This window comes from Paenibacillus sp. sptzw28, from assembly GCF_019550795.1.
Lineage (GTDB): Bacteria > Bacillota > Bacilli > Paenibacillales > Paenibacillaceae > Paenibacillus_Z.
Genome location: NZ_CP080545.1, coordinates 4,116,851 through 4,143,218, shown reverse-complemented (window position 1 = coordinate 4,143,218; position 26,368 = coordinate 4,116,851). Strand labels below are relative to the sequence as shown.

General features: G+C 51.2%; 31 protein-coding genes. 28 read left to right on the top strand and 3 right to left on the bottom strand.

Annotation, left to right across the window (positions count from 1 at the left end; all coding sequences use genetic code 11):
• Positions 1 to 98 precede the first annotated feature (98 nt).
• Positions 99 to 1,691 carry a phosphoglycerate dehydrogenase gene (serA, locus tag KZ483_RS18970; protein WP_220349149.1) on the bottom strand — a complete coding sequence of 531 codons (1,593 nt, stop codon included), beginning with the start codon at positions 1,689 to 1,691 and terminating at the stop codon, positions 99 to 101.
• Positions 1,692 to 2,009: 318 nt separating this feature from the next.
• Here serA and KZ483_RS18965 point away from each other — a divergent pair, with 318 nt between their 5' ends.
• Positions 2,010 to 2,336 (top strand): rhodanese-like domain-containing protein, encoded by a 327-nt coding sequence (locus KZ483_RS18965; protein ID WP_220349148.1) that lies wholly within the window; start codon positions 2,010 to 2,012, stop codon positions 2,334 to 2,336.
• Positions 2,337 to 2,349: 13 nt separating this feature from the next.
• Here KZ483_RS18965 and KZ483_RS18960 read toward each other — a convergent pair whose 3' ends face one another.
• Positions 2,350 to 3,276 carry a hypothetical protein gene (locus KZ483_RS18960; protein ID WP_220349147.1) on the bottom strand — a complete coding sequence of 309 codons (927 nt, stop codon included), beginning with the start codon at positions 3,274 to 3,276 and terminating at the stop codon, positions 2,350 to 2,352.
• A gap of 136 nt (positions 3,277 to 3,412) precedes the next feature.
• On the opposite strand from KZ483_RS18960, the gene KZ483_RS18955 reads away from it, so the two are divergent.
• Genes KZ483_RS18955 through KZ483_RS18945 form a run of 3 tightly spaced genes read left to right on the top strand, consistent with a single transcriptional unit; the run spans position 3,413 to position 5,133 of the window.
• Positions 3,413 to 4,006, top strand: a complete 594-nt coding sequence (locus KZ483_RS18955) for a CPBP family intramembrane glutamic endopeptidase (RefSeq protein WP_220349146.1) — start codon at positions 3,413 to 3,415, stop codon at positions 4,004 to 4,006.
• Positions 4,003 to 4,242, top strand: coding sequence for a hypothetical protein (locus KZ483_RS18950; protein WP_220349145.1), 240 nt, complete (start codon positions 4,003 to 4,005; stop codon positions 4,240 to 4,242). Before KZ483_RS18955 ends, KZ483_RS18950 begins: the two co-directional genes overlap by 4 nt.
• A gap of 30 nt (positions 4,243 to 4,272) precedes the next feature.
• Complete coding sequence (locus KZ483_RS18945) at positions 4,273 to 5,133, top strand: metallophosphoesterase (protein WP_220349144.1); 861 nt, start codon at positions 4,273 to 4,275, stop codon at positions 5,131 to 5,133.
• On the opposite strand, the gene KZ483_RS18940 is transcribed toward KZ483_RS18945, so the two are convergent.
• Positions 5,081 to 5,998: a polysaccharide deacetylase family protein gene (locus tag KZ483_RS18940; protein WP_258881327.1), complete on the bottom strand. Its 918-nt coding sequence runs from the start codon at positions 5,996 to 5,998 to the stop codon at positions 5,081 to 5,083. The two genes, KZ483_RS18945 and KZ483_RS18940, sit on opposite strands and share 53 nt — an antisense overlap.
• Positions 5,999 to 6,171: 173 nt before the next feature.
• Here KZ483_RS18940 and KZ483_RS18935 point away from each other — a divergent pair, with 173 nt between their 5' ends.
• The 24 genes from KZ483_RS18935 (at position 6,172) to KZ483_RS18820 (ending at position 26,345) form a co-directional block, all read left to right on the top strand.
• Positions 6,172 to 6,489, top strand: coding sequence for a hypothetical protein (locus KZ483_RS18935; protein ID WP_220349143.1), 318 nt, complete (start codon positions 6,172 to 6,174; stop codon positions 6,487 to 6,489).
• 242 nt (positions 6,490 to 6,731) lie between these two features.
• Positions 6,732 to 7,340, top strand: coding sequence for a genetic competence negative regulator (locus KZ483_RS18930; RefSeq protein WP_220349142.1), 609 nt, complete (start codon positions 6,732 to 6,734; stop codon positions 7,338 to 7,340).
• Positions 7,341 to 7,501: 161 nt separating this feature from the next.
• Complete coding sequence (locus KZ483_RS18925; RefSeq protein WP_220349141.1) at positions 7,502 to 8,737, top strand: Glu/Leu/Phe/Val family dehydrogenase; 1,236 nt, start codon at positions 7,502 to 7,504, stop codon at positions 8,735 to 8,737.
• Positions 8,738 to 8,952: 215 nt separating this feature from the next.
• The gene (gene prsW, locus KZ483_RS18920; protein ID WP_220349140.1) at positions 8,953 to 9,648 is read left to right on the top strand and encodes a glutamic-type intramembrane protease PrsW; all 696 of its coding nucleotides are present in this window, start codon (positions 8,953 to 8,955) and stop codon (positions 9,646 to 9,648) included.
• A gap of 294 nt (positions 9,649 to 9,942) precedes the next feature.
• Complete coding sequence (gene ypeB, locus KZ483_RS18915; RefSeq protein WP_220349139.1) at positions 9,943 to 11,277, top strand: germination protein YpeB; 1,335 nt, start codon at positions 9,943 to 9,945, stop codon at positions 11,275 to 11,277.
• 105 nt (positions 11,278 to 11,382) lie between these two features.
• Entirely contained in the window at positions 11,383 to 12,036 is a 654-nt protein-coding gene (locus tag KZ483_RS18910; RefSeq protein WP_220349138.1) for a flagellar brake protein, read from the top strand.
• Positions 12,037 to 12,134: 98 nt separating this feature from the next.
• Complete coding sequence (locus tag KZ483_RS18905; RefSeq protein ID WP_220349137.1) at positions 12,135 to 12,386, top strand: hypothetical protein; 252 nt, start codon at positions 12,135 to 12,137, stop codon at positions 12,384 to 12,386.
• A 97-nt stretch (positions 12,387 to 12,483) separates the two neighbouring features.
• On the top strand, positions 12,484 to 13,179 hold the full coding sequence (gene cmk, locus KZ483_RS18900; RefSeq protein ID WP_220353536.1) for a (d)CMP kinase: 696 nt from the start codon (positions 12,484 to 12,486) through the stop codon (positions 13,177 to 13,179).
• 3 nt (positions 13,180 to 13,182) lie between these two features.
• Complete coding sequence (locus KZ483_RS18895; RefSeq protein ID WP_220349136.1) at positions 13,183 to 13,758, top strand: lysophospholipid acyltransferase family protein; 576 nt, start codon at positions 13,183 to 13,185, stop codon at positions 13,756 to 13,758.
• A 100-nt stretch (positions 13,759 to 13,858) separates the two neighbouring features.
• Positions 13,859 to 15,112 carry a 30S ribosomal protein S1 gene (gene rpsA / locus KZ483_RS18890; protein WP_220349135.1) on the top strand — a complete coding sequence of 418 codons (1,254 nt, stop codon included), beginning with the start codon at positions 13,859 to 13,861 and terminating at the stop codon, positions 15,110 to 15,112.
• A 135-nt stretch (positions 15,113 to 15,247) separates the two neighbouring features.
• Complete coding sequence (locus KZ483_RS18885) at positions 15,248 to 15,877, top strand: YphA family membrane protein (protein ID WP_220349134.1); 630 nt, start codon at positions 15,248 to 15,250, stop codon at positions 15,875 to 15,877.
• 2 nt (positions 15,878 to 15,879) lie between these two features.
• A complete protein-coding gene (locus tag KZ483_RS18880) occupies positions 15,880 to 16,797 on the top strand; it encodes a YIEGIA family protein (protein ID WP_220349133.1) in 918 nt (305 codons plus the stop codon).
• A 2-nt stretch (positions 16,798 to 16,799) separates the two neighbouring features.
• Positions 16,800 to 16,985, top strand: coding sequence for a capping complex subunit for YIEGIA (locus tag KZ483_RS18875; protein ID WP_220349132.1), 186 nt, complete (start codon positions 16,800 to 16,802; stop codon positions 16,983 to 16,985).
• A gap of 222 nt (positions 16,986 to 17,207) precedes the next feature.
• Positions 17,208 to 18,530: a ribosome biogenesis GTPase Der gene (gene der, locus KZ483_RS18870; protein ID WP_220349131.1), complete on the top strand. Its 1,323-nt coding sequence runs from the start codon at positions 17,208 to 17,210 to the stop codon at positions 18,528 to 18,530.
• 347 nt (positions 18,531 to 18,877) lie between these two features.
• Positions 18,878 to 19,471, top strand: coding sequence for a glycerol-3-phosphate 1-O-acyltransferase PlsY (gene plsY / locus KZ483_RS18865; protein WP_220349130.1), 594 nt, complete (start codon positions 18,878 to 18,880; stop codon positions 19,469 to 19,471).
• Between the two features lie 12 nt (positions 19,472 to 19,483).
• A complete protein-coding gene (locus tag KZ483_RS18860) occupies positions 19,484 to 20,539 on the top strand; it encodes an NAD(P)H-dependent glycerol-3-phosphate dehydrogenase (protein ID WP_220349129.1) in 1,056 nt (351 codons plus the stop codon).
• Between the two features lie 67 nt (positions 20,540 to 20,606).
• On the top strand, positions 20,607 to 20,888 hold the full coding sequence (locus KZ483_RS18855; protein WP_220349128.1) for a stage VI sporulation protein F: 282 nt from the start codon (positions 20,607 to 20,609) through the stop codon (positions 20,886 to 20,888).
• A 192-nt stretch (positions 20,889 to 21,080) separates the two neighbouring features.
• Positions 21,081 to 21,251 carry a DUF2768 family protein gene (locus KZ483_RS18850; RefSeq protein WP_309568593.1) on the top strand — a complete coding sequence of 57 codons (171 nt, stop codon included), beginning with the start codon at positions 21,081 to 21,083 and terminating at the stop codon, positions 21,249 to 21,251.
• A 47-nt stretch (positions 21,252 to 21,298) separates the two neighbouring features.
• Complete coding sequence (locus tag KZ483_RS18845; RefSeq protein ID WP_220349126.1) at positions 21,299 to 21,595, top strand: 2Fe-2S iron-sulfur cluster-binding protein; 297 nt, start codon at positions 21,299 to 21,301, stop codon at positions 21,593 to 21,595.
• Positions 21,596 to 21,613: 18 nt separating this feature from the next.
• Positions 21,614 to 22,213: a nucleotidyltransferase family protein gene (locus KZ483_RS18840; protein WP_220349125.1), complete on the top strand. Its 600-nt coding sequence runs from the start codon at positions 21,614 to 21,616 to the stop codon at positions 22,211 to 22,213.
• A complete protein-coding gene (locus KZ483_RS18835) occupies positions 22,210 to 22,554 on the top strand; it encodes a 2Fe-2S iron-sulfur cluster-binding protein (protein ID WP_220349124.1) in 345 nt (114 codons plus the stop codon). Before KZ483_RS18840 ends, KZ483_RS18835 begins: the two co-directional genes overlap by 4 nt.
• A gap of 8 nt (positions 22,555 to 22,562) precedes the next feature.
• Positions 22,563 to 23,294 (top strand): DUF3939 domain-containing protein, encoded by a 732-nt coding sequence (locus tag KZ483_RS18830; RefSeq protein WP_220349123.1) that lies wholly within the window; start codon positions 22,563 to 22,565, stop codon positions 23,292 to 23,294.
• Positions 23,295 to 23,629: 335 nt separating this feature from the next.
• Entirely contained in the window at positions 23,630 to 25,108 is a 1,479-nt protein-coding gene (gene spoIVA, locus KZ483_RS18825) for a stage IV sporulation protein A (protein ID WP_220349122.1), read from the top strand.
• Between the two features lie 124 nt (positions 25,109 to 25,232).
• Complete coding sequence (locus KZ483_RS18820) at positions 25,233 to 26,345, top strand: sugar ABC transporter substrate-binding protein (protein ID WP_220349121.1); 1,113 nt, start codon at positions 25,233 to 25,235, stop codon at positions 26,343 to 26,345.
• Positions 26,346 to 26,368: the final 23 nt, after the last annotated feature.

Sequence of the window (26,368 nt, the reverse complement as noted above, 5' to 3'; positions counted from 1 at the left end):
ATCTTGTTGGTCGTGAAACATTATCTGTACGAGGGCCGGTCATTGTACAAAAAAAGAACGCCCTGGTGAGGACGTTCCGACAACATAGCTGATGGTGATTAGAACAAGTTGATTTCTTTCGCGTTGTTGAGATCCGGCAGCTTCGCGATTTCAGCGAGAACAGTCTTCGGCGCGCCTTTATCTACGGAAAGGATCATAATAGCGGCACCGCCGACAATTTTACGTCCGACCTGCATCGCTGCTATGTTCACATCATTGCTGCCGAGAAGAGTCCCGACCCGGCCGATGATACCCGGTTTATCATTATGCGATACGAGAATGAGATTCCCTTCCGGCGCAACATCGACAGGAAATTTATCGATTTGTACGATACGCGGTCCGTAACCGGTCAGCAATGTGCCTGCGACAAGGCGCTCTTCCTTCTTCGAACGGAGCGAGACGCTAACGAGATTTGTAAAGTCGCGGGACGTATGCGATTTTTGAACGACGATATTGACGCTGCGTTCTTTGGCAAGATGCATGGAATTCACGACATTGACAAGCTCGGAGCCCAGATGGTGAGACAGAACGCCGCGTACGATGTAACGCGTTAATGGCTGGGTGTCGACCTCAGCCAGCTCGCCCGCGAAGTTGACGATTATTTCTTCGACTGCGCCCTCCGTAAGCTGTGCCGCAAAGCTGCCGAGCTTCTCGCCAAGTGAAAAGTAAGGCTGGAGAATATTGAGCACGTTAGCCGGAATAGGCGGCATATTGACGGCATTGGTAAACGGTTTACCGCGAAGAATATTCAATACTTGCTCGGAGACGTCAATAGCAACGTTCTCCTGCGCTTCGACGGTCGATGCGCCAAGGTGGGGCGTGACGATAATTTTCGGGTGCGTAAGGAAAGGATGGTCAGCGGCCGGCGGCTCAGATTCGAATACGTCGAATGCCGCACCGGCTACAATACCTTCATCCACTGCTTCAACAAGCGCCAGCTCGTCAATAATGCCTCCGCGCGCGCAGTTGATGATGCGCATGCCTTTCTTCATCACTTCGAACTGCGGACGCGATATCATATGACGCGTTTCCGGCGTAAGCGGAGTGTGCACGGTCATGAAATCGGCATTCCGTACGATATCGTCCACCGATGAAAGACGAATGCCGAGCTTCTCTGCACGGTCTTCGGTCAGAAACGGGTCATAACCCCATATTTCCATACCGAACGCTTTGGCGCGCTTGGCCACTTCACTGCCGATCCGTCCCATTCCGAGGACGCCGAGTACTTTATTGCGCAGCTCAACGCCAAGAAACGATTTACGGTCCCATTCGCCGCCGACGGTTTTCAGGTATGCTTGCGGGATATGCCTGGCAACTGCCATCATCATGGCAAATGTGTGCTCGCATGTGGTAATGGTATTGCCGTCCGGAGCGTTAATAACGATAATTCCGCGCTGCGTCGCTGCGTCGAGGTCGATATTGTCGACACCGACACCTGCCCGTCCTACTACTTTAAGCTGCTTGCCCGCTTCCATAATGCGTGCGGTGACCCGCGTTTGGCTGCGAACGAGGAGGGCGTCGTATTCGCCGATAATGGCGACGAGCTCGTCCTCGCTTAAACCAGGCTTCTTGTCAACGGCGACGTCTTCGGCGTCAACAAGCTTTTGGATGCCAAGATCACTGATAGGGTCTGAGACTAGTACTTTAAACATGATAGGTTGCCTCCTGAGCTTTTTTTGCGCTGGTTGCGCGGATATATAATATCTTAGAAGCGAAAAACCCCCGCCAAAACCGCTGCTGCTGCATCGGGACGAGAGTCAGCTCTGATAAGCAACTGATCGCTTGACACATATAAGCTGTATTCCAGGCCGTTCACAGCCCGAATAAAATCGAACTTTGCCGAAAATTCGGAACTGGTGACTACTTAAGCCTTTTTTATTTTATAGCAACCATGCCGACAAAAGCAATGCCGAAACTTGCTCATTTGTGAAATTTTCGTTATGATCGTCCCTGATGAGGAGGAGAAAGAAATGGAACAATGGATAGATGTGGAACCGGAAGCTTTTCTTGCTCTTATTAAGGAAGGAAAACTGACAAGGGATCAGGTAATTGATGTGAGGGAGCAGATTGAATGGGACTATTATCACTTGGAGCCGTCGACGCTTATGCCGCTGAATACGATTCCAGTGCGGGTCGGGGAGCTCCCGGCGGATAAGCCTGTTTATCTGATTTGCGCGCATGGCATCAGAAGCGTAACTGCATGCAGATATCTGCATGAAAAAGGCTTCGGCAACCTCCGCAATGTAGAGGGCGGAATGGCGGCCGTAGCCTTGTTTCAGGGATTTCAATACGATTGATTTAAACTCCCTGTTATTCCTGCTCGGGGAAGAAAAAGGGAAGCTGAGGCAGCAATTCCTTCGCGTACAGCTGCTGCTTGCTGCTGCTGAAATCGCCGGACCGAACCGCTTCCGTGCTTATGAGCAGGTCCACGACGGCATCAATCGTCTTCATCTTCATTTTGCCTGCTTCTCCGGAAACGATGAACCCGTCCACGCGGGCTGTGAGATCTTGCGGATAAAAGGGCACAAGCTGCATGCGCGATTTGAGCTGATCGGCCATTAATTTGTTTTTAACCGTAAGCGGCAGCTTATTCCACTGCTGGATGCCAAGCACCGAGGGGGATTCGTACTGAGCCGGTATGTCAGGGTTTACCGAACTGCTCCATTTAACCATGGCATAATAATAATTGCGCTGTCCGACCATGGCTTGTTTTACGCCCTCCAGGAAGTAGGCGTCCTTCTGAATCAAAGTGACAAGCTCGGCGGATGTCATATCTTTGGCTGAGCTGGCGCCGCGCTGAGCGGCTTCTTTGAACATTTTAAGACCTTTCAAAAAGTCGAGCTGCGCCTGCTCAAGAAGAGGCGAGGTGCTGGGGGTGGATGCGTGCTCCGCTTCATCGTATTTTTGCTTGGCCAAATTGGATAGTTCTTTTAGCGCGGAGGCCGGATCGGACAACTGCCCGGTTGACAATTTAAATATCGTTTGAGTCCATACGGTTTGAAATTCACGGTAAGGTAAAAATACGGTATGATAGAAGGAGACCAGATCCTGCTGCTGATAGGCGCTGACAGGCCCGCTGCTGCTGTCGCTCAGGTGCTTTGTTTGTGCGATGAACTTCGCCTCTGTCTTATCCGATCCGATTTTCACACCATAGAAGAAGGCACCGACTGCAAAAACGAGCATGAAAAGGAAGCCTAGACTAAATAACATTTCTGTACGTGTCAGTCGTTTCTCCATGATAATCCCCTTCGTTCATATATCATTATGTATGGTTTTTTCTATGTATTATTTCGATTCTGATTCGATTGTCCTACTAGTATAGGGTAAAATAGTTGAAAAGGAAATATGAACCTTTCATGACAGGCGGTTAGGAATGAAAAAATTCGACATTCGCAATATTCGATTCAGAAAAGTAACGATCGATGAGATTGATGACCGTATGCTGCTGGTCAATTTGTACGCAACACAAGCGGTTACATTTATTATCGGATTAATATGGATTTTTTTTCAGCATCGAAACCCTTTTTTTATGTACTTATTTCCGGTTAATTCGATATTTCTGCTTTGGGGCCTGGGGCTTGCCTTACTCGTTATTGCGGTAGATTTGCTCGTATCGCGATTTGTCCCTGAGGAAGCGGGAGATGACGGTGGCGTTAACGAGCGGATTTTCAAAAGCCGGCCGGTATGGCATATCGTTCTGCTGTCCTTTATCGTCGCCGTTTGCGAGGAAACGCTTTTTCGCGGTGCGATTCAGCATAATATAGGTCCTTACTGGACCAGTATCGTGTTTGCGGCTATACATGTTCGTTATTTGCGGCACTGGATTCCGACCGGTCTCGTATTTTCAATCAGCTATGCGCTTGGATGGATTTACATCCAAACCGGGACGTTATGGGCCCCGATTCTGGCGCATTTTGTCATTGACATGGTCATGGGATTGGTCATTCGATTTCGGAGGGAAGAATGAGCAGAGTTCAAAAATTCGGGAACCGTAACATAAAAGCCGGGGCTGAGAAAGGTGATTATGAAGCCGCTGCCGGCGGGGACTGGTTGGAAGCGCCTCAGAGGCTGCCTTCAAGGCGTCACAAGCATCCGTCCAACAAGCAGCAGATGACCAAATGGTTCTACCGGCTTCTCATCCTGTTATTTCTGGCACTCCTGCTCGGGCTGCTGATGTGGGGAAGAAGGCATGCGGGTTTGTAGCCTGTCATTACAATTAGGAGGCTGACGGGAATGATAGTTTGGATGCTGATATTGTCAGCCGCCGCAGCGGCAGCCGTCGCTTATATGGCAAAGGAATCATACACATACCGTCTTGATGGGCAGACGGTGGCGCTGCCAAGGCTGCCTGTTTCATTTGAAGGTACGCGAATTCTATTTATTTCCGATATCCATCGAAGGGCAATTCCGGAAGATATCATATCCCGCTGCAAAGCAGCCGGCGGAGCGGATCTTGTGCTGATAGGCGGCGATCTGAGGGAGAAGGGCGTACCTCTGGAGCGTTCCCGGAACAATATCCGGAAGCTGGCTTCGATCGCGCCGATTTATATGATTTACGGCAATCACGATCATGATGAGGATCTCCGCCCATTTGAAGTTATGCTGCAAGAGGAGAGAGTTCGTCTGCTGGTCAACGAATCGGTGGTATTGGAGCAGAAGGACGGAAGCCGGATCCGTCTGGCAGGAGTCGATGATCCGCGCACCGGCCGCGACCGGCTGCCTCTTGCCCTAAGCGAACCGGAAGACGGCGATTCCTTGTTCACTCTTCTTCTCGCCCACGATCCGTTAATTGCCGCAAGAATGAAGCCGGATACTCCTGTAGACCTCATTCTTTGCGGGCATACTCACGGAGGACAAATTGTCCTTCCGGTTTTCGGGCCGGTATTTCGGACGAAATCGCTCAGACATTACTCGCGGGGCTGGTTTAAGCTTACGAAACGAACCTCGCCAGGATCCGTTTCTCCTTTATTATTCGTCAGCTGTGGCTTCGGAACTTCAAAAATGCCGCTCAGGCTGCTCGCGCCGGCTGAGTTTCATCTGTTTACTTTACATTCCGGGGTGGCAGACCAAGATCAATCGTCTCCGGGTCGATAAAGCCGTAGCCCTTCTCTTCCAGCTTCGTTAACAGGTGATCCAATGCTTTTACCGTCCAGGGAAGCTCATGCATTAGAATATTTGCACCGGGGTGGAGCTGATCCAGAACATTTTTGACCACGAGATCCGGTTTATCCTTCGTGCTTTTATCCCAATCGAGCGAGCCGTCGGACCAGGTTGTAAACAGCATACCGTGGGCGTTGGCCACTTTCCTGACCTTATCGCCCCCAAGTCCGAAGGGCGGACGGAAAAACTCCGGTGTGGTTCCCGTTATTTCCTTGACAATCTTTTGCACATCCGCGATTTGTTTCTCCAGTTCATCCGGGGATATTTTTCTCAAATCGATATGATCCCAAGAATGATTGCCTATCGTCTGCCCGCGGCCGGCTATTTTCTTCAGCAGCTCGGGATGCTGCTTCACGCGGTAGCCGTTAACGAAAAATATAGCCTTTGCTTTATGTTTATCAAGCGTGTCGAGCAGACTGCTTATCATCTCATCTTCTTTTGGCCCGTCATCGAATGTTAACAGTACGACCTTATCCGTCGTTTCCTTGGATATGGGGACAAACCGGTAAGACTGGTTCATTCTATAAAGTTTTTCTTTCACAGGGCTCATAGGGGCATGGTTACCTCCAGGGGCTGTCACTTTCTCGTCAGGCTTGCTTGCTTGTTCTCCGGTTGACTTGCTTTGGCCGGCTGTGGTCTTTCCGGCCGGTGCTGCCGCTTTCTCCTTGTCCGGCGCCTGTTTCGGCGCGCTGGCCGGTTGACTGCTTCCCACATTGCCAGATCCGGCTGAGCAGCCGGTAACAAGCAGCAGCGCCATAGTTAGCGAGACCACCATTCGTATTGTCATTTGAACCGCCATTTCGTTCCCCCCGCGATTGTTTTCCTCTCTGAAATGCCAACTTATTGTATCATATATATTGCTGAAGGTTTTCGCTTTGAACTTATGCGTCTTCCTTTTTTTGTGTTGGAATGACTTGCGGCGGGGCAGGTCAAACTATACGCGAATTCAATCGTAAAGAAGGAGGATTGCCAATGAGATGGACCGGTTTTCTGCTTGGCGGTCTAGCTGGGGCAGCGGCGGCGGTTTATATGGCAAAGAGACGGCCCGGCACGTTCGCTTGGGCAAGCTCGGCCGCAGGTGAGGTTTTGGACGGCTGGAAGCACAGAGCGGCGAATGCCATGGTAAACCGCAAATTCGGTAATGAAACAATGCAGGCTAAGCCAAAGAATATAAACGGAGCCGTCAATAATTCCGGTGAAGCGTGGACTCAAATCCAAACACTGGTGAACAGCGACCCCAATGTGAAGCAGGAAGCGGAAAAAATTGTTGCGGAAGCACAATCGCACTGAAAAGTGAATCGTTTGGCCGTCTGATTTCGTATATAATCAGACGGTGCAAACGATTCTTTTTTGTTGCATCTAGTGCATTCCAAACAGAGACATGCTAACATAGTTACATAGCACGATTTAAGCACCATTTAATCGCTGCTTCATACGCTGTTTATAACAGGTACTGCCGCGTTTGTGCGCTTTCGAAGACGGTTTTGCTCCGCGAAAACGAAGCAGATGCTTTCGAGAAGGAGGATCCTATCATGAAAATCGAACGACTCAATCAAGACAAAATACGCATTTTTCTGACGTTCGACGACCTGCTGGAGCGTGGGATCCAGAAGGAAGACATGTGGCGCGAAATTCCGAAGGTGCATGAGCTTTTCAGCGAGATGATGGATCAGGCCTATAACGAGCTAGGGTTTGATGCGAGCGGACCGCTTGCCGTCGAAGTGTTTGCGCTTCCGGCTCAAGGAATGGTCGTCATTGTCACGCGAGGCAAAGTGAACGGTAAACCCGAAGATAGAGTGATGGAAGAAGAAGAGAACGATGACGATGTCTACGAGCTGGAAGTAACGCTTGAGCAAAGCGATATAGTCATGTATTCGTTCCGGGATATCGAAGACGTTATTTCCGTCTGTAAGCAGCTGAATGCCGCTGACTTAACCCAAGACGGCCGTCTGTACAGCTATAACGGCAAATATATGCTGGTCTTCGAATCGGAGGGAGTCGAGCTGACGCGCTACCATGCAATCATAGCGCTGTTAGCCGAATACGGTGAAGCTACGTCCGTCACCGCCGCGGTTCTTGAAGAATATGGCAAAATAATTATGCCCGCCAAAGCGGTTGCGGAAATCTGCACTCATTTCTAAAACGACTTTAATTTATCCAAGCATCAGCTGCGGAGTTCAATCCGCATGTGGGATGCTTTTTGTTTGCCTGTCGGTGAACGGAGGCCATTAGAATAGTCCGCCTTGTTACCGTTCATATTACTGAAGAAAAGGTGGTGACCGTTCCTTTGGCTGGAACAGAGATGAATGATATGTTGACATCGACGCAGCTCGTAATTGCGGAAGCGCTTCGCACTCTCGGATACGGCGAGGAAATGATCGATCTCCTGAAAGAGCCGATGCGCCTGTTAACCGTCCGAATTCCGGTACGAATGGATGATGGCAAAACGAGGGTGTTCCTTGGGTATCGGGCGCAACATAACGATGCCGTTGGCCCGACAAAGGGCGGCGTGCGCTTCCATCCCGATGTTAATGAAATTGAAGTTAAGGCGCTCTCGATCTGGATGACTTTGAAGTGCGGTATTGCAGACCTGCCCTACGGTGGAGGCAAGGGCGGCATTATTTGCGATCCGCGCAAAATGTCCTTCCGCGAGCTGGAACGGCTCAGCCGCGGATATGTACGGGCAATAAGCCAAATCGTGGGGCCAAACAAAGATATTCCAGCACCCGATGTTATGACAAATTCACAAATAATGGCATGGATGATGGATGAATACAGCCGTATCCGCGAGTTTGATTCGCCGGGCTTCATTACCGGGAAGCCTTTAGTTCTAGGCGGCTCGCTGGGCCGTGAGAGCGCCACGGCGCGAGGCGTGGCCATTATGATCGATGAAGCGCTTAATAAAAAAGGGATTCCGCTGTCCAATGCGCGGGTTGTGATTCAAGGGTTCGGAAATGCCGGAAGCTTCCTTGCGAAATTCATGCATGATGCAGGTGCCAAAGTTATTGGTATTTCCGATGTGAACGCTGCGTTGTATAATGAAGATGGGCTTGATATCGAATCCTTGCTCGACCGGCGGGATTCATTCGGAACGGTCACGAATTTGTTCAGGGATACCATCTCCAATGAGGAGCTGCTTCAGCTGGATTGCGACGTACTCGTCCCGGCTGCTATAGAAAATCAAATCACGGCTGATAACGCGGAAAAAATCAAAGCTAAAATAATTGTTGAAGCTGCGAACGGACCGACCACCCTTGAGGGCACGCGAATCATTACCGACCGGGACATTCTGCTTGTACCCGATGTGCTCGCGAGTGCCGGCGGGGTCATTGTTTCGTACTTTGAATGGGTGCAGAACAACCAGGGCTATTATTGGTCGGAGTCTGAAGTGGAGACCAAGCTCAAAGATATGATGGTTCGCGGGTTTAACCAGGTCTATGAGGTTCACACGAGACGTAAGGTGAACATGCGACTTGCCGCTTATATGGTTGGCGTTCGGAAAGCCGCCGAGGCCTCCAGGCTGCGCGGGTGGGTCTAAATGCTTACGAAGTGAGTTTTGCTCCGCAAAACTCCGCATATGCTTACGAAGTGAGTTTTGCTTTCGCAAAACTCGGCTTATGCTTACGAAGTGAGTTTTGCTCCGCAAAACTCCGCATATGCTTACGAAGTGAGTTTTGCTTTCGCAAAACTCGGCTTATGCTTACGAAGTGAGTTTTGCTCCACAAAACTCTTCAGGAGGTGACATACGAGAGAATGCTGCTCTTTTCCATATTAACCGCTGCGGTTGCGCCGGGTATTTCTTTGCTCACTTACTTTTACATGAAGGACCGTTACGAAGCCGAGCCGTTTCATATGGTGGTGCGGGTCTTTCTTCTCGGCGTGCTTATTGTGCTGCCTATAATGGTTATTCAGCGCGGCCTGCTCCTTTGGTGGGGCGACCAACCGGTTGTGTTTGCGTTTGCCGTATCGGCAGGCGTAGAGGAGCTGGTGAAATGGTTTATGCTGTATCATATCATTTACAACCATACCGAATTTGACGAGCCATATGACGGCATCGTCTATGCGGTAGCGGCATCGCTCGGTTTTGCAACGGTTGAGAATGTGCTTTATGCCGTTTTTCAACCCTCCTCGGCTGGATCGCTGCTCGTTCGCGCTCTTCTTCCGGTTTCGGGACATGCACTGTTCGGCGTAACCATGGGCTATTATCTGGGCAAAGCGAAATTTGTAAGCAAGACCATAAGCCGGAAATACCTTATGCTCGCAGCCGGTATTCCATTAGCGGAGCATGGCGTTTACGATTGGATTATGGGATCCGGTTCGACGTATTGGGTCTGGTTTATTGTTCCGCTTATGGCTTATCTATGGATAAAAGGCATACGCAAAATGAACCGGGCGAACTCCCGATCGCCGTTCGCACTGCTCGGACGCGAGGAAGAGGTTAAGCTCTAATGAATCCGTCCATACTGACGATACAGGTTTTGAATGGATAACATGGGGTGAATCTATGGTTATGACGCGTGTCAAGGTTACGATCCGGTGCAACAAATGCGGGGAAAAGTTTGTCCTTCGCGGCCGGAGGGAAAAAGACAAAATCGATACCGGGTTCAAGCAATGCCTCTGCAACAATGTAAATGACTTTGAAGTGGAAGAGTAGTGTTGTAATGCCGCAATACCCAAAACATGCATAAAGCTCCTTCGTGTAAACCAAACTAACGACATTGGCACACGAAAGGAGCTTTATCTATGTATCGTCGATTAAGCGCTATATTGTTTCCGGTAATGACGCTTTTATTTATCGGGTCGATTTATTGGGGCTACCAAGAACATCAGGAGAAGAACTCGATCCTGATAAAGGCGGAGAATCAGTATCAACGCGCATTCCACGATTTAACCTATCATGTCGCTCAGCTGCACCGGCAGCTGGGCAACACTCTCGCGGTTAACGCCGCGTCACAAGGCTACCATCGTAAAGGACTGGTTAACGTTTGGCGGCTCACGAGTGAAGCGCAAAACGAAATAAACCAGCTTCCGCTTACACTGCTGCCGTTTAACCGGACCGAAGAGTTTCTCTCGAGAATCGCCAATTTTTCATACAAGACGTCCGTGCGCGATTTGACGAAGCACCCGCTCACTCAAGACGAATATAAAACGCTTAAGACGCTTTATGCCAACTCGAAGCAGATTTCCAATGATTTGCTGCAAGTACAGGATAAAGTCCTCGCAAACAATTTGCGTTGGATGGACGTGGAAACGGCTCTCGCCTCAGAGAAATCCAATCGCGACAATACGATCATCGACGGATTTCAGACGGTTGACAAGAAAGTAAGTGAATATCCGGAAATCAATTGGGGACCTTCGGTTGCAAGCATGTATCAGAAGAGGACGGTAAAGATGCTCGGAGGCAAGCAAATGTCTCCTGAGGATATCAGAAAAGCAGCAGCCCGATTCTTGAAGATAAACGATACGAACAGCATCCAGGTAACTGAAAACGGAGCCGGAACGGAATACGCTTCCTACTCTGCCACGGTCCAGGGGCCGAATACGGATAACCCGATTCAATTGGATTTTACGCAAAAGGGAGGCCAATTGATTTGGTATGTAAATCCACGCGATGTCGGCGAGCCGAAGCTTAATGCCGAGGAGGCCAGGGATAAAGCGACCGAATTTCTTGACAGCCGCGGTTATCCCGGGATGAAATCGGTCAACTTCGACCAATATGATAATACTGCCGTTTTTACAATGGTGGGGACACAAAACGGAGTATTGATTTTCCCGGAAAAAATGACGGTTAAGGTGGCCATGGACAACGGTGATATCGTCGGGCTGCAGGCGGCGGATTACGTATTCGATCATCGCAAACGTAAAATCCCCAAGCCTAAGCTGTCGCCATCCGCCGCCCGGGCGGCATTAAATCCGGATTTCAAAGCGAGATCTGAGCAGCTGGCGCTCATCGAGAACGACCTCGGCGAAGAAGCGCTTTGCTACGAATTCGTTGGACGGATCAACGGGGGTATGTACCGGTTGTATATCAACGCCGAAACGGGCGTCGAAGAATTTATCGAACAAACACCTGAGTAGAAAAACAGGGCGTGCCGCCTCAGCGGTACGCCCTTTCCTCTTGATATGTCCTCTCCCCAAGTTTCGACAAGCTGTGCTATAATCGGAGAAAACGGGGGGAAACGCATGCTGCCTAAGGTAAACCAATTTTTATTCTTACAAGTGGCTTCGTCCGATGAGAAGGAAGCAGCGATAGAATATAAATCAAGAGTTTCGGATGAAAACAATGATGAGCTGCTCATCGAGCTTCCGATTATCGAGGGCACGGGCCGGTTTAAACGATTATTTCTCGGCGATGAGCTGTCTGCCTACTTTCTTACGAGCGACGGGGTGAAGCATTATTTTAATTCACACGTTATAGGTTTTAAGGATGACGTCATCAAGCTTGTGCGGATTCGCAATCCGGATCCCGATTCGATTACTAAAGTGCAGCGCCGCAATTTTCTCAGGGTTGCTGCAGAACTCGAGCTCGCTGTCAGGCTGTCCTCGCACATCCGTTTTATCGGCATGACGGACGATGTCGGTGGGGGTGGAATTTCTTTTCTCGTCGACGCCAGATGGCCGATCAAGGACGGCGCCGAATTGGAATGCTGGCTGCTTGTACCATACCGCAACGGTTCAGTGGATCACGCGCAGTTCAAGTCGGAGGTCGTACGTGTAAAAACATTGGAGTCCGGCAAGAATCAGGTGATGGCGAAGTTTACCGGTATTTCGGATGGAGAAAGACAAAAGATCATTCGTTTTTGCTTCGAACGGCAGCTTGAGCTCCGCAAAACATAAGTTTCAAGCACCGCCTTTTGCAAATCGTGCATAATGAGAGTGGACAAGGATAAACTAACCCCGATTGTGTACTGGAAAGGGGAGAGTTTTCCATTAAGTTGCATGATTTGATTCGTCTCAAGCGTCCCCGCGGCCGCTCCGGTCAACCTAAAAGCGTCCAGCAGTTGTCTGACGAAGTGACGAGTCTTCTCCAAAAGATTGTCATAACGCTGCTCATAGCTGTTGTACTGAGTCAGCTTGCACTTCAAATTCCACAGGTTCGGGCATGGGTGACGGGCGTGGATCGGCTTGAGGGAACCCCCTTCGTGCAGGTCCGCGTTCTTTGCATCTGGAAAGCCGCTGTGGTATAATTTCTACTATCGCAGGCAGAGCCTGCTTTTTTCTTGATGACTAGAGCATGGGTTAAAGCCGTTAACGGCTCTCGGGGGAGGTCAAACTGGGTTGAGCATGAATGGGGGACGCAATTGCGACCGCATTAACGTGGCGATTGACGGACCTGCCGGTGCCGGCAAAAGTACAGTCGCACGAAAAGTCGCCGAACGACTCGGCTACATTTACATTGATACCGGCGCTATGTACCGGGCAGTCACTTTAGCTGCCAATCGGGCCGGAATCGCACCTGACGAAGCGGACAGGCTTGGAATGCTCGTCGGGAAGCTGGATATACGACTGAAGCCGGGAGCGGGCGGGCAATCGGTGCTGCTCAATAAGGAAGATGTAACATCTGCGATTCGCACCCGCGAAGTTACGCTTCGCGTATCTCAGGTGGCCTCACATCAACCTGTACGGAGCCGTCTGGTGGAGCTTCAGCGGCAGTTGGCCGCCGATAAAGGCATTGTGATGGATGGCCGCGATATTGGGACACACGTGCTGCCGGATGCGGAGCTGAAGATTTTCCTGACAGCCAGCGTTCAAACCAGGGCGCTGCGCAGGTTTCAAGAGCTTGACGCAGATGGGCGCGTCTCACTTACGCAGCTCGAACGGGAAATCGCCGATCGCGACCGCAGCGATGAGCAGCGGGAAATTTCTCCGCTTGTCTGTGCCAAGGATGCAGTCGTAGTCGACAGCACGGAACTGGCAATCGATCAAGTTGTCGAACTTATTGTAGGCTTGAGCCGAACCAAATTGGCGGAGGCAAAGTAAACTATGATATATAATGCTTGCCGCAGCATACTTCGTTTCTTGTACGCCATTCTGTTCCGTTTCGAAGCCAGCGGCCTGGAGAATATACCGGCTGCAGGCGGCGTTGTTCTTTGCTCCAACCATATAAGCCTTCTGGATCCGACGACAGTCGGAACCAAGGTTAACCGTAAAGTGCATTATATGGCCAAAGCGGAATTATTTGAGATTCCGTTATTCGGTGCTTTCATCCGCACCGTCGGCGCGTTTCCGGTCAAACGCGGCGGCGTCAGCAAGGATGCGATTCGTTCGGCGATCGCTCTGGTGCAAGGCGGCGGCGTTATGGGCATCTTTCCGGAAGGGACCCGAAATTCGACGACAGGTATAGGCAAGAAAGGCGCCGCGATGATTGCGGTGCGAAGCAATGCGGTGATTATTCCAGTAGCGATAATCGGGGAATACCGTTTATTCCGAAAAATGAAAATCCGTTACGGCCAGCCAATCGACATATCCGAAATCATACAAGATCAGTCATCCGATATGCTGGAGAAAGTAACAGAGAAGATTATGGCAAGCATCCGCGAGATGGTCCGCCAGGGATAAACAGACATGCATATGTTTTAGACGGTGCGACGCTAACCTGTTTCAATCGGCGGGAGCACGTTTAAATAAAGTTGGGGTATGAATTGAGGAGGTTATTTCAATGTCAGAAGAAACAAAAGTGCAAGATTCAGCTCAAGAATCCGCTCCTGCGGAAACGATCAGCCAAGAGGCAATGGACAACTTCGTGTCTTTGAAAAAAGGTGACACGGTGAAAGGTACGATCGCCAAAATTGAGGATAACCAAGCTTTCGTAAGCCTTGGATATAAATATGACGGCGTCATTCCGCTTCGCGAGCTTTCCTCGGTTCAAATTGAAAATGCGGCCGAAGCAGTTCAAGTAGGCCAGGAAGTTGAACTGAAGGTAGTCAGCATCGACGATGAAAAGGAGAAGCTGATTCTTTCCAAAAAGCTGGTTGATGGCGAGCGTGCCTGGGATGTGCTGCAAAGCCGTTTCGAACAGGGCGAAGTGTTCGAAGTGAGTGTTGCCGATGTCGTCAAAGGTGGTCTTGTAGCCGATGTAGGCGTGCGCGGATTTATACCTGCTTCCATGGTCGAGCGTCATTTCGTCGAAGATTTCAGCGACTATAAAGGTCGCACGCTTCGAGTAAAAGTGAAAGAAATCGACCGCGAGAATAATAAAGTAATTTTGTCCCAAAAAGAAGTTCTGGACGCCGAATTCGAGCAAAACAAGCAGCAGGTGATGAGCTCGCTTGAGCCGGGTCAAGAGCTGGAAGGCACGGTTCAGCGCTTGACTCCGTTTGGCGCGTTTGTTGATATCGGCGGAATTGACGGTCTTGTGCATGTTTCGGAACTTTCGTGGCAGCATGTTGCACATCCGAAGGATATCGTCTTCGAGGGACAATCCGTTAGGGTGAAGGTGCTTAAAGTAGATCCGGCTGCCGGCAAAATCAGCTTGAGCATGAAAGCCGCTCAACCCGGACCTTGGGAAAACGCCGATGGCAAATTCAACACCGGTGACATCGTGACCGGAACGGTTCGCCGTATAGTGAATTTCGGCGCATTTGTTGAGATTGCTCCAGGCGTTGAAGGCCTCGTTCATATTTCGCAGCTGGCACATCGCCATGTTGCATCCCCATTTGAAGTTGTGAAAGAGGGGCAGGAAGTGAAAGCGAAAATTCTCGATTTCAATCCTGCTGAGAAACGCGTAAGCCTGAGCATTAAAGAAACGGAAGAAGCGCCAGAACAACCTGCTCAACGCTCTGAACGGCCGCAGCGTGACCGCGACCGCGGTCCAAAGGTTGAGCTGAATAACCCGAACGTGAGCCTTAGCAATGAAAGCATGAGCTTTACGCTTGCAGAACGTTTCGGCGATAAATTAAGCAAATTGAAGTAATAATTGTTTTCCAGAAACCGCTCATCCGGCAGACTACTGCCCGGATGGGCGGTTTTTATTTTGTTATATACTTCATTTCGAGTAGGCTAAGCGGCTCCAGTGCATAATAGGAACTAACCAAAGAGGTGAAGAGCGTTGAACGACGGATTTATTGCGGTTTGGCTGTTAACGATCTTGTTCATCTTATATATGACGGGATGGCACGATCTGGTCGCGGAAGAGGTGCCGCGCCGCCTTGTCGTAATTATTGCCGCTGCAGCAGCTGTACTGCATTTCGCCGAGTTTACCGTTCATCCTGCCGTACAGCTGCGGGGGAGCGCGCTTTGTGCGGTTTTGGCCGCGGTCGTTTCGCTGGTCGCCATGAGGCAGTCATTCCAAGCATTGTTTCTGCTCTTATGCTCCCTGCTGATCGGAGTCATTTGGCTCTGGTCCAGGTATATCTATATCATAGATCCCGTATTTATTTTGTTCCGTCCGGGATGGGACGCTCCGCTAATTGCCGGACTTCTGGCAGGTTTAATGGTTGACCGTTTTCGTTCTCAGTCTGCAGCGATAATAATAGCTGCCCTATTGCCACCCTTTGCCGATCTTATTAGGCCACTCGGCGCAGCAAAAACGGTGATCATCGGATCGCCTTCCTGGTGGGACGGGCTGGCAATTGCGTTTGTAACAGTCAGATTGATTGCAAATGGCAAAATATTAATCCGCCGCATGACGCAAAGACTGCTTGAAGCACGATCGGGACAAAGGGGAGGAAGCACATAGCAATGTGGAAACAAATGGGACTCGGCCAACCTCATCATGTTTTGATCGGCATCTTACTCGGAATTGCATTCGGCGTGTGCTCCAGGCTCTTAATGCTGCGCACGGATTACCGCCAATATCCGACCTATCCGCACGGCCGGATTATTCATATTTCACTGGGTGTCATCGCCGCAGCTCTCGGAGCGGTAGCAGTACCTGCGCTGTACAAAAAAGATTATACGGCAATTACGTTTCTCACACTGGCCGCTCAACAGTTTCGCGACGTACGGAAGATGGAACGGGATACGCTTGACAAAATCGACAGCCTGGAGCTGGTCCCCCGCGGAGCGACTTATATCGAAGGCATTGCCATGGTGTTTGAAGGGCGAAATTACCTTGTGATTCTGACGGCCCTATTGACCAGCTTGGCGGCGATTGGCTTAGGGCCCTTATTCGGTTTAATCGTCGGCTTGCTGTCTTTCTTTATGGTTCGGGTGCTAAAATCGGGAAAATCGGTTTCTCATATCGCCAATGCAGAGATTGCTCCGGTTCGGGTTGACGGCCCGGATCTGTTTGTAGGGGACATTTATATTATGAATGTCGGTCTGTCGGTCAACCAGAAACTAATCGCCGAACGCGGTCTCGGAATTATTTTGAAGCCGTTTAATGCCAATGGGAAGGCGACACTCAGTAACCTCGGACAACGGCAGGCGATTTTGTTTGATCTCTCTACAATATTGGGCGTGTACCGGGATGATGGCGAACCCGCCTTAGTGCCGCTCGCTAAACTTGACATGAAGGATGGCCGCCTTGCGGTTTTTTTGCTTCCTCAGGAGAAGGATGAGCAGAAAGCGAAAGAGGTTGTGCTGAAGGTCCCAATTTTGGAGTCCGCGGTGCGCATGCCCACTGAAGCGAGCGTCAACCGTAAAAAAGGAGGGTGAATATGGCTAAAATCGTTGCCATTGTAACTGTCGAAAGAGAATCGGTAGGCGGCGGCGCCCCGATTTTTGTAGAACCTGACATTAAAAAACGGGAATCGACGGCATTCTTGCTCGAAAAAATTTTGGACGCGAGCGCACACGATTTGAAGAACGGATCATTCATTCTCGTGGATCGTCACAAGGAATGAAATGTTAGCCAATCCTTCTGTTTTTTGCTATGATGAAAGGCGTGAGTATTTTTCAGTGAGTGATTATGCCGCCGATAAGCTGCGCGCCATTAATCCATATACTTGCCGGGTTTCAATATAAGGACGTATAACCCTCTCTTATACATGGCTTATATTTGCGGAACAACTATTTGCTGACCAATAAAGACGGCGTAAAGCCGTTTCATCTCGAGGAGTGAAACTATGGCAAAGCCCATTATCGCCATTGTAGGGCGGCCCAATGTGGGGAAGTCTACGATCTTTAACAGGGTCATCGGCGATCGGTTAGCGATTGTGGAGGATAAGCCGGGTGTTACTCGGGACCGTATTTACGGCTCCGGGGAATGGAACGGCCGTGCCTTCAGTATCGTGGATACCGGGGGAATCGAAATCGACGGCGAAGATGAAATCATGAAGTCGGTCCGTATGCAGGCGGAGCTGGCTGTTGAAGAAGCCGACGTGATCATATTCATGGTGGATGCCAAAGCCGGGTTGACCCATGCTGATGACGAGGTTGCGCAGATGCTTCTGCGTTCGCGTAAGCCGATTGTCGTCGCTGTTAACAAAGTGGATAACTTTAACCGTCACGATGATATTTATGAGTTTTACAATCTGGGCTTCGGCGACCCCATCGCAATTTCCGGTTCGCATGGCATGGGGATAGGCGATCTGCTTGATGCGGCAGTCGAGAAGCTTCCGGAAATTGAGGAAGAACATTACGAGGATGATGTTATTCGCGTTGCCCTCATCGGACGTCCCAATGTCGGCAAATCCTCGCTCGTCAATGCTTTGCTCGGCGAAGAGCGAGTGATTGTAAGCGATGTCGCCGGTACGACGCGGGATGCCATTGATACCCCTTTCGAGAAAGACGGTCAGAAGTATGTGCTTATTGATACCGCGGGTATGCGTAAACGCGGAAAGGTTTACGAAACGACCGAGAAGTACAGCGTTATGCGTGCGTTGAAAGCGATCGAACGGGCTGATGTCGTTCTAGTGCTCATAAACGGCGAAGAAGGCATTATCGAGCAGGACAAGCATATCGCTGGTTACGCGCACGAAGCCGGCAAGGCTTCCATATTCGTTGTAAACAAGTGGGACATCGTGGACAAGGACGATAAAACGATGCAGCAATTCTCGCAAAATATCCGCGATCACTTCTTGTTTATGACATACGCCCCGATCGTATATCTTTCTGCTAAAACAAAACAGCGGCTGCATAAGCTGCTGCCGGTTGTATGCCATGTTTCCGAGCAGCATGCGCTGAGGATTCAAACGCATCTGCTGAACGACATCGTCTCCGATGCGATCGCGATTAATCCCCCTCCGACGGATAAGGGCCGCCGTCTAAGGATCAACTATGCCACGCAGGTGGCGGTCAAACCGCCGACATTCGTCCTGTTCGCCAATGATCCGGAGATGATGCACTTCTCATACGAGCGGTATTTGGAGAACAAAATCCGCGCAGCCTTCGACTTTGAAGGCACCCCCGTACGCATTTACACCCGCCGCAAATCCGACGAGGATTAAAGCTGCAAGCGCGAATCAAGCGAGCTGCCCTACGCTAGAGGTCAAACCGGGCCTCCAGCGGGGCATGGAAACCAAATCCCGTCGGCGAGAAATCGGGCATCAGCTTAATAGACCCACCACAGGCGAACAATCACGCACGGGGACGAAAGCGAGCCGAGCCCGAAGTTCACTGGGGACGCATCTCCGGGTGGAGCCCTTGGGTCCCCCTCTGAATCAGGGGGACCTAAGGGGGTCCGATTTCAATTTAAGAAATGTATAAAAAAGGGTGTCAACAGGACGGAGTCCCTCGAAGTCCCCTGATAGCAGGGGGTTTAGAGGGCCTAGTTAACATTGGGGAGAGAAAGAAAATGTTTACAGTCATCGCGGTTCTGATTAGTTATTTATTAGGGTCGGTTTCATTCAGTATTTTGATTGCCAAATGGGTGAAAGGCATCGACATACGCAGCCACGGCAGCGGAAATGCCGGTGCGACAAACACACTGCGCGTCCTTGGGAAAGGGCCTGGTATTGCCGTTTTCCTGCTCGATATTGCCAAGGGTGTCGCAGCGGTATGGCTTGGGGTGCTGATGGCCGGCGGCGATTGGGCGCCGGTGTTATGCGGGCTAGCCGCGATTGCGGGCCACAACTGGCCTGTCTGGTTCGGCTTCAAAGGCGGTAAAGGTATCGCCACCACAATTGGAGTAATGGCTACTCTGGCCCTCGTGCCTGCTTTAATTGCGGGAGCGGTTGCCATTGCATCCATCGCGCTGACGCGCTTCGTATCGCTTGGATCATTACTTTTCGCTCTGCTCACTCCGGTATTTGTGTGGGTAATGGGCATGTCTATGGCTCTTTTATGGGCGAGCATGATTGTCTGCATCTTTGCTTTTGTGCGCCATCGCACTAACATTGTAAAGCTTCTTCAGGGGAACGAGAACAAGCTCGGTGCGAAAAAAGGGTAAGGAGGGGGACGAATGACGAAACGGAAAGCAGCCGTTCTGGTTGCCGGAAGCTGGGGAACCGCTCTTGCGACCGTACTCGCCGACAATGACTTTGATGTCACCTTATGGTCCCGTAACACAGTCCAAGCTGATGAGATAAACAAGGAGCACCGGAACCATAAATTTTTGACGGATGCGATTCTGCCCGTGGCGATAACCGCTACCACAGATATAGGGCAAGCGGTCAAGGAAGCGGAGCTCGTCCTGTTTGTCGCCCCGTCTGCTGCAATGCGTGAAGTTGCGAAGCTCGCCGCGCCTCATATTTCTAAGGAAGCGCTCTGCGTCCACGCGACAAAGGGGTTTGAATCCGGCAGTCTCAAGCGGATGACGACCATTCTAGGGGAAGAGCTGAATTGCGACCCTGACCGCCTTGTCGTGCTGTCCGGTCCGAGTCACGCGGAAGAAGTGGTTCGGAGGCAGCCAACGACGGTTGTCGTTGCTTCAGCATGTCAGGAGTCTGCGGAAAAGGCGCAGGATGCTTTCATAACGCCGTACTTCCGTGTCTATACCAATCCCGATGTGATCGGGGTAGAGGTAGCCGGCGCAATAAAAAACATAATCGCACTGGGTGCGGGGCTTACCGACGGCCTTGGCTTTGGAGACAACGCCAAAGCGGCGCTGCTCACACGCGGATTAGCCGAAATCAGCCGTCTCGGTACGGCGATGGGCGCGAATCCGCTTACTTTCGCCGGCCTTGCGGGCGTTGGGGACCTTATCGTGACTGGTACCAGCAAGCATAGCCGCAATTGGCGGGCCGGCTCGATGCTGGCAGAAGGACTGCCTCTTGAGCAGGTGTTATCCAAAATGGGTATGGTTGTGGAAGGTGTTCGCACAACAAGCGCCGCCCGCGAGCTATCGAGCAGGTACGACGTTGTCATGCCCATCACGGAGCAGCTGTACAGCGTATTGTTCGAAAACAAAGCGCCGCGCACCGCTGTGGAAGATTTGATGGGCCGCGGCAGGACGCATGAAATGGAGGAAGTCGCGGGTTCTTGGGGCCTGCACCAATCCAATCCTCCGCTCATATGATGCTAGGAGAGTAAGCTGGTGCGTACGAGACGGGTTTTACTCTCCACTTCAGCCTGGGAGGGGAAACATGAGCGGGAAAAACAATATATCCAAGGATGTCCTTAATGCCGTCAATAAAAAGACCGGCAAACCGATAACCGAGAACGCGGTAAAAAAATTAGCCAGCGGTGTGACGGCGGAGACGATGCAGAACGAGGAAGAGCTTCGTAAGCTGATCAAATCCGTATCGGCAATGGCCAAGGTGCCGGTGTCGGATCAGACGGTCAATGATATTGTGGGCGCCGTAAAGAAGAGCGGCGTCAATATCGACAGCATGGAAACGCTGATGAAAATGATGCTGAAGAAATAACAACGGGACAGAAGCGAAAGCGCGCGCGGCATCGATACCGCAGCAGCCTTTTCGCAGCTGTCCCTTTTTCAACCTGCGGGAATGTACAAGATATGAGCCGCATCCGGCTAACTAGCCGATTAAAGTCGAATAATGGTATAATGAAACGAATATTTGGTTCACAAGGGTGGCGTAGATACAAAAATGGATCCAATGACAAAAATGTGGGTATCTTTTGTCGGCATCGGGCTTATGGCGCTCGCGGCGGTACTCATTTCACTCGCAAGGCACAAAACAAAGGGAATTGTTAAATTTCTGGTATCCTCCATCGCGTTCATATTTCTCGTTATCGGTGGATTTCTTGGTTTCATCTCCATTACATAACGGGAATAAAGACAGTTTACTATATCGAAAGGAAGTCTGGTTCGCATATGTTAGAACTGAAGAGCCGTACCAAATCGATCGTGGTAGAAGCGGAAGCAGGTATGTCGCTGCTCGATATCGCGCTCAAGCATGACCTTGACTGGGCTTTTTCATGTACCCGGGGTACATGCGCCCGCTGCCGGTGCTTAGTCGAAGAGGGCAGTGAGTTTCTGGAAGAGATAACGGATGCGGAATGGGACCGGCTTGAACCGGAGGAGTTCGAACAAGGTTACCGGCTTGGCTGCCAGGCGATAGTGAAATCCGAAGCCGGCTCGATTAAAGCGGTTAACCGGCCTTATTTCTAATTGAAGGACGTGGGTCCGATGAATATGACCGACCCGATTTACCGCGCGCTGGAGATCATCGCGAAGGCTGCCAGCGCTTCCGGCGCCGTCTGGCTCGTCGGAGGCAGCGCAGGATTAATGCTAAGGGGAATCGAGTTAACAAATCCGCCGCGGGATTTGGACCTGTATGCGGATGAGCGGGACGCCCGCTTACTGCATGCAGCGCTGCGGGAATACGCAGTGGATGATCAGAAGCTTAACGTTAGCGGCGTCTATAGGTCGGTGCTGAGCCATTACCGGATTGAAGGAGTGTCCGTGGAACTGGTCGGAGGCTTCGTCATAACATCAGGCCTGAGCCAATACAGGGTGGAGGTTACGGCTGTGCTTGCACAGCACAGCCTCTCTCTGACGATCGGCGGCTGCCCGGTAGGTGTGGTTCCGCTCGCGCATGAGCTCTGGTTTAACGTCCTGCGAAACCGCAACGACCGGGTCTCGCTCATTGCGGCCGCAGTCGGAGCCGAGCCCGGGCCGCACCGCGAAGCGTTTTGCGCGATAGAGTCAAGAAACCGGTTGTCAGAGGCATCAGTTAAGCATCTTCACAACCTGATTGCAAACATGGAAGCGAGGGGAACATCATGAATGTCGACATCACGTTTCTCCCTTCCGGACGCACCGTTACCGTTCGGGCCGGTACTTCGGTACTTGACGCCTCGCGACGTGCCGGAGTACCGATCCGCATCAGATGCGACGGCAAAGCCTCCTGCCTGATGTGCAAAGTCGTTACAAAGAGCGGAGCCGGGTTATCTAAGCTCGGCGAGATTGAGCGCCGGAAGCTGTCAGGACTCGAGCAGCAGGGCACTAGGCTTGCTTGCCAGGCGAAAATAATCGGTAAAGCCGAAGTAGAGGTTCCTGAGGATCCGCTGCGTGCGGCGGTGAGGAAGCAGCTGTCGCGTCAGGCGGAGGAAGATGAGCTGTGGTAGGAGGACATATGACGATAAACTGGATGAAAAATGCGGCTTCGGCTTTCATAATAATGCTGCTGGCAGTTGTGCTGCCCGGCTGCATGTATCCGAACGATCAGCCGGGTCAGAATCAGAGGCCGCCAAAGGACGCCATACTTAACGTTCAGGCCGTGATCGACCAATATAAGAAGGACACCGGCCTTCTTCCAATACGGAACAGTAACCCGGACACACCTCTTTATGAGAAATATCAGATTGATTTTGACAAGCTGCTGCGTATGGACTATTTGTCCGAAATACCTGCGACCGCTTACGAGAAAGGCGGAAGCTATTACTATCTGATTATTAACGAGGAAACCGACCCCACCGTGAAGCTGATGAATCTCGCAATCTATCAGCAGGTGAACGATATCCAGGCAGCCTTGAAAGTTTATTCGGGTTCCCACGGAGGCGATCTTCCCTCCGGAGAAACGGCGTATCCCGGTTTTACACGCATAGATTACAGTAAGCTTGATAAACGGGAGCCCGCTATCCGCAGCATGTATACAGGCCAAACGTTATCCACCATGATGGACGGAAAAGGCAATGTTTACATCGATTACGGAAGCGATATCATGCAAGCTCTGGCTAAGCAGCCTGGCGGTTTGAAGCCGGATCAGGACCTGCGCGCGCTCCTCGTGGACCATTCGGATTTCGTGCCTGTTAAATCCACGGTATACCGTCTCGTTAACGGTGAGCCGCAAGCGGTTTTTAAATAGAGTACACGCTGTATCCTCCTTGCGCCTATATGGCGAGAGGGGGATTTTTTCATATTCAAGGCATAGACTGCGGATTTCTCTCATATATCTCAATCTTGGAAGGCCGGAACCGGAAACTTGGAAAATCGAAAGATTTCATCTGCTTTGTCGTCATAATTGGGACGAACGCACAATAAGATATTACTAGTCCAAAATCATGTACGAGTTGCGTCGCTGACCTGCTCAAGGGCACGGCGGATGGCGGCGAACTTCAGGCGGCGAGCGCAGCAGGAGGAAAACGCGGCAGTAACGGTACGTCCATGTACAGGCGAAATTCGATTGGGAGGGGATATTCAGTGGAGAAAGTGGACATTTTCAAGGACATAGCCGAACGAACCGGCGGGGATATTTACCTCGGCGTCGTCGGTGCGGTCCGCACAGGCAAATCAACCTTCATCAAGCGGTTCATGGAGACGGTTGTTCTGCCGAACATCACGAACGATGCCGATCGGGTAAGAGCTATTGATGAGCTGCCGCAAAGCGCGGCCGGCAAGACGATTATGACAACCGAACCGAAATTCGTACCGAATCAGGCGGTACAGCTCCGGGTGTCGGAAGGCCTGGACGTAAATGTCCGGCTCGTGGACTGCGTCGGTTATGCGGTCAGCGGAGCGAAAGGTTACGAGGACGAGAACGGGCCGCGGATGATTACGACCCCATGGTTCGAAGAACCGATTCCATTCCAGGAAGCCGCTGAAATCGGTACGCGCAAAGTGATACAGGAGCACTCGACGCTTGGCGTCGTCGTCACGACAGACGGAACCATTGCGGAAATTCCGCGGAGCTCTTATGTGGATGCCGAAGAGCGGGTCATCAACGAGCTGAAAGAGGTCGGCAAGCCATTCGTCCTTATCGTCAACTCCACGCGGCCGCGCAGCGATGAAGCGCTGCAGCTTCGCAGCGAGCTCCAGACCAAATACGACATTCCCGTAATGACGCTCAGCGTTGCCACGATGGGCGAAGAGGACGTCATGTCGGTTCTGAGGGAAGTGCTCTATGAGTTCCCGGTCCATGAAGTTAATGTTAACCTGCCGAGCTGGGTAATGGTACTAAACGACAATCATTGGCTGCGCAGCAATTATGAAAATTCCGTTCGCGATACCGTGAAGGATATCAGAAGGCTGCGCGACGTGGACCGTGTTGTTTCGCAGTTTATGGAATACGAATTTATCGCCAGGGCGGGCCTAAGCGGCATGAACATGGGGCAAGGGGTCGCGGAAATCGACCTTTACGCTCCGGATGAACTGTACGATCAAATTTTGATGGAAGTGGTCGGCGTTGAAATCCGCGGAAAAGACCATTTGCTGCAGCTGATGCAGGAGTTCTCGCATGCCAAGCGGGAATACGACCGATTCTCCGAAGCACTGGAAATGGTCAAAACGACAGGCTACGGCATTGCGGCGCCGTCGCTTGCCGAAATGGCTCTCGACGAGCCGGAGTTGATCAGGCAGGGGTCCCGCTTCGGCGTCAGGCTGAAGGCTACCGCGCCTTCAATCCATATGATCCGTGTAGACGTGGAATCCGAATTTGCTCCGATTATCGGAACGGAGAAGCAAAGCGAAGAGCTGGTCCGTTATCTGATGCAGGATTTCGAGAACGACCCGATCAAAATTTGGGAGTCGGATATTTTCGGCCGATCGCTGCACTCCATTGTCCGCGAAGGCATTCAGGGTAAAATAGCCATGATGCCCGACAACGCCCGCTATAAGCTGCAGGAGACGCTTGGACGAATCATTAACGAAGGCTCAGGCGGATTGATCGCCATTATATTGTAAGGGTAAGAGGGGCGCGCTGAGGCGTGCCTCTTTTTAATTTGTATAAATCCGATTGACATAGTAAGGAAAGGTGGTAATATAATCATTATCAAAAATTCATAGATCTGACGAAGGAGAAAAAGAAATGAAATCATGGGGTAAATCATCTGTTATCTTACTTTTGGCCGCACTGCTGCTCGTAATAAGCGCTTGTGGACAGCAAAAAACCGGGAGCGGCGGTACTGAGCAGAACAATCCGGCCGGCAGCGCCTCTCAAACGAATCCACAGGATGGACAAGCCTCCCTTAAGGGGAAAAGGATTGCGCTTATCATGCAATTTAATACGGGGACGTTCTCGTCCCAGTATATTGAAGGCGTGAAGGATCAAGCCGGCAAGCTCGGCGGGGAGGTGCAGGTGTTCGCTTCCGACGGCGACCTGGCCAAGATGGCTTCCAATCTGGATGCTGCGGTAAACCAGGGCTTCGACGGAATCCTTATTGATCACGGCCAAGCAGGAGCGCTGGATGCGGGGGTCAAGAAAGCCGTCGAGCAGAAAATTCCGGTGGTAGTTTTCGATGCGGATATCAAAGTTCCCGGCGTGACCGTACTTCAGCAGGACGATCAGAAAATGGCGGAAATGACGCTGGAGCAGCTCGCCAAGGATGCCGGGGGTAAAGGCACCATCGTCAAGGTATGGGTAGCGGGCTTTGCCCCGATGGAACGCCGTCAAATCGCTTATAAAGCTTTTCTGGACAAATATCCGGATATTAAAGAAATAGCCGCTTTCGGCAATGCCACCAATCCGGCGCTGGACACGCAGACCCAGATGGAAGCTATTCTTCGCAAGTATCCGAATAAAGGCGACATTACCGCAGTGTGGGCATCTTGGGACGAATTCGCAAAAGGGGCCACCCGCGCGATTCAACAAGCAGGGCGCACCGAAATTAAAGTGTACGGCATCGATATGAGCGATGAGGATTTGCAAATGATTCAAGATCCGGCAAGCCCGTGGGTCGCTTCAGCCGCTGTCGATCCTAAATCGATCGGGCGCGTGCAGGTTCGTTATCTTTATCAGAAGTTCCATGGCGACAAGACCGAAGACATTGTCGTCCTCAGCCCTTCCTTCGTGAAGCGGGAGGATTTGCCAAAACCTCCTGAAAAAGTAAATACAGCGCAGCTTGACAAGTATGTCAAAGGTTGGGGCAGTAGTGAACAGGGCAATACGGAATGGTTGAAGCAGCTTGAAGGCTCCAAGTAATATCACTGCCGCGATACACTTTC

What these genes read in the sequence shown, in the direction of transcription:
- serA (WP_220349149.1), bottom strand. Translation starts at nt 1,691, where the DNA reads ATGTTTAAAGTACTAGTCTCAGACCCTATCAGTGATCTTGGCATCCAA.
- KZ483_RS18965 (WP_220349148.1), top strand. Translation starts at nt 2,010, where the DNA reads ATGGAACAATGGATAGATGTGGAACCGGAAGCTTTTCTTGCTCTTATT.
- KZ483_RS18960 (WP_220349147.1), bottom strand. Translation starts at nt 3,276, where the DNA reads ATGGAGAAACGACTGACACGTACAGAAATGTTATTTAGTCTAGGCTTC.
- KZ483_RS18955 (WP_220349146.1), top strand. Translation starts at nt 3,413, where the DNA reads ATGAAAAAATTCGACATTCGCAATATTCGATTCAGAAAAGTAACGATC.
- KZ483_RS18950 (WP_220349145.1), top strand. Translation starts at nt 4,003, where the DNA reads ATGAGCAGAGTTCAAAAATTCGGGAACCGTAACATAAAAGCCGGGGCT.
- KZ483_RS18945 (WP_220349144.1), top strand. Translation starts at nt 4,273, where the DNA reads ATGATAGTTTGGATGCTGATATTGTCAGCCGCCGCAGCGGCAGCCGTC.
- KZ483_RS18940 (WP_258881327.1), bottom strand. Translation starts at nt 5,998, where the DNA reads ATGGCGGTTCAAATGACAATACGAATGGTGGTCTCGCTAACTATGGCG.
- KZ483_RS18935 (WP_220349143.1), top strand. Translation starts at nt 6,172, where the DNA reads ATGAGATGGACCGGTTTTCTGCTTGGCGGTCTAGCTGGGGCAGCGGCG.
- KZ483_RS18930 (WP_220349142.1), top strand. Translation starts at nt 6,732, where the DNA reads ATGAAAATCGAACGACTCAATCAAGACAAAATACGCATTTTTCTGACG.
- KZ483_RS18925 (WP_220349141.1), top strand. Translation starts at nt 7,502, where the DNA reads ATGAATGATATGTTGACATCGACGCAGCTCGTAATTGCGGAAGCGCTT.
- prsW (WP_220349140.1), top strand. Translation starts at nt 8,953, where the DNA reads ATGCTGCTCTTTTCCATATTAACCGCTGCGGTTGCGCCGGGTATTTCT.
- ypeB (WP_220349139.1), top strand. Translation starts at nt 9,943, where the DNA reads ATGTATCGTCGATTAAGCGCTATATTGTTTCCGGTAATGACGCTTTTA.
- KZ483_RS18910 (WP_220349138.1), top strand. Translation starts at nt 11,383, where the DNA reads ATGCTGCCTAAGGTAAACCAATTTTTATTCTTACAAGTGGCTTCGTCC.
- cmk (WP_220353536.1), top strand. Translation starts at nt 12,484, where the DNA reads ATGAATGGGGGACGCAATTGCGACCGCATTAACGTGGCGATTGACGGA.
- KZ483_RS18895 (WP_220349136.1), top strand. Translation starts at nt 13,183, where the DNA reads ATGATATATAATGCTTGCCGCAGCATACTTCGTTTCTTGTACGCCATT.
- rpsA (WP_220349135.1), top strand. Translation starts at nt 13,859, where the DNA reads ATGTCAGAAGAAACAAAAGTGCAAGATTCAGCTCAAGAATCCGCTCCT.
- KZ483_RS18880 (WP_220349133.1), top strand. Translation starts at nt 15,880, where the DNA reads ATGTGGAAACAAATGGGACTCGGCCAACCTCATCATGTTTTGATCGGC.
- KZ483_RS18875 (WP_220349132.1), top strand. Translation starts at nt 16,800, where the DNA reads ATGGCTAAAATCGTTGCCATTGTAACTGTCGAAAGAGAATCGGTAGGC.
- der (WP_220349131.1), top strand. Translation starts at nt 17,208, where the DNA reads ATGGCAAAGCCCATTATCGCCATTGTAGGGCGGCCCAATGTGGGGAAG.
- plsY (WP_220349130.1), top strand. Translation starts at nt 18,878, where the DNA reads ATGTTTACAGTCATCGCGGTTCTGATTAGTTATTTATTAGGGTCGGTT.
- KZ483_RS18860 (WP_220349129.1), top strand. Translation starts at nt 19,484, where the DNA reads ATGACGAAACGGAAAGCAGCCGTTCTGGTTGCCGGAAGCTGGGGAACC.
- KZ483_RS18855 (WP_220349128.1), top strand. Translation starts at nt 20,607, where the DNA reads ATGAGCGGGAAAAACAATATATCCAAGGATGTCCTTAATGCCGTCAAT.
- KZ483_RS18850 (WP_309568593.1), top strand. Translation starts at nt 21,081, where the DNA reads ATGACAAAAATGTGGGTATCTTTTGTCGGCATCGGGCTTATGGCGCTC.
- KZ483_RS18845 (WP_220349126.1), top strand. Translation starts at nt 21,299, where the DNA reads ATGTTAGAACTGAAGAGCCGTACCAAATCGATCGTGGTAGAAGCGGAA.
- KZ483_RS18840 (WP_220349125.1), top strand. Translation starts at nt 21,614, where the DNA reads ATGAATATGACCGACCCGATTTACCGCGCGCTGGAGATCATCGCGAAG.
- KZ483_RS18835 (WP_220349124.1), top strand. Translation starts at nt 22,210, where the DNA reads ATGAATGTCGACATCACGTTTCTCCCTTCCGGACGCACCGTTACCGTT.
- KZ483_RS18830 (WP_220349123.1), top strand. Translation starts at nt 22,563, where the DNA reads ATGACGATAAACTGGATGAAAAATGCGGCTTCGGCTTTCATAATAATG.
- KZ483_RS18820 (WP_220349121.1), top strand. Translation starts at nt 25,233, where the DNA reads ATGAAATCATGGGGTAAATCATCTGTTATCTTACTTTTGGCCGCACTG.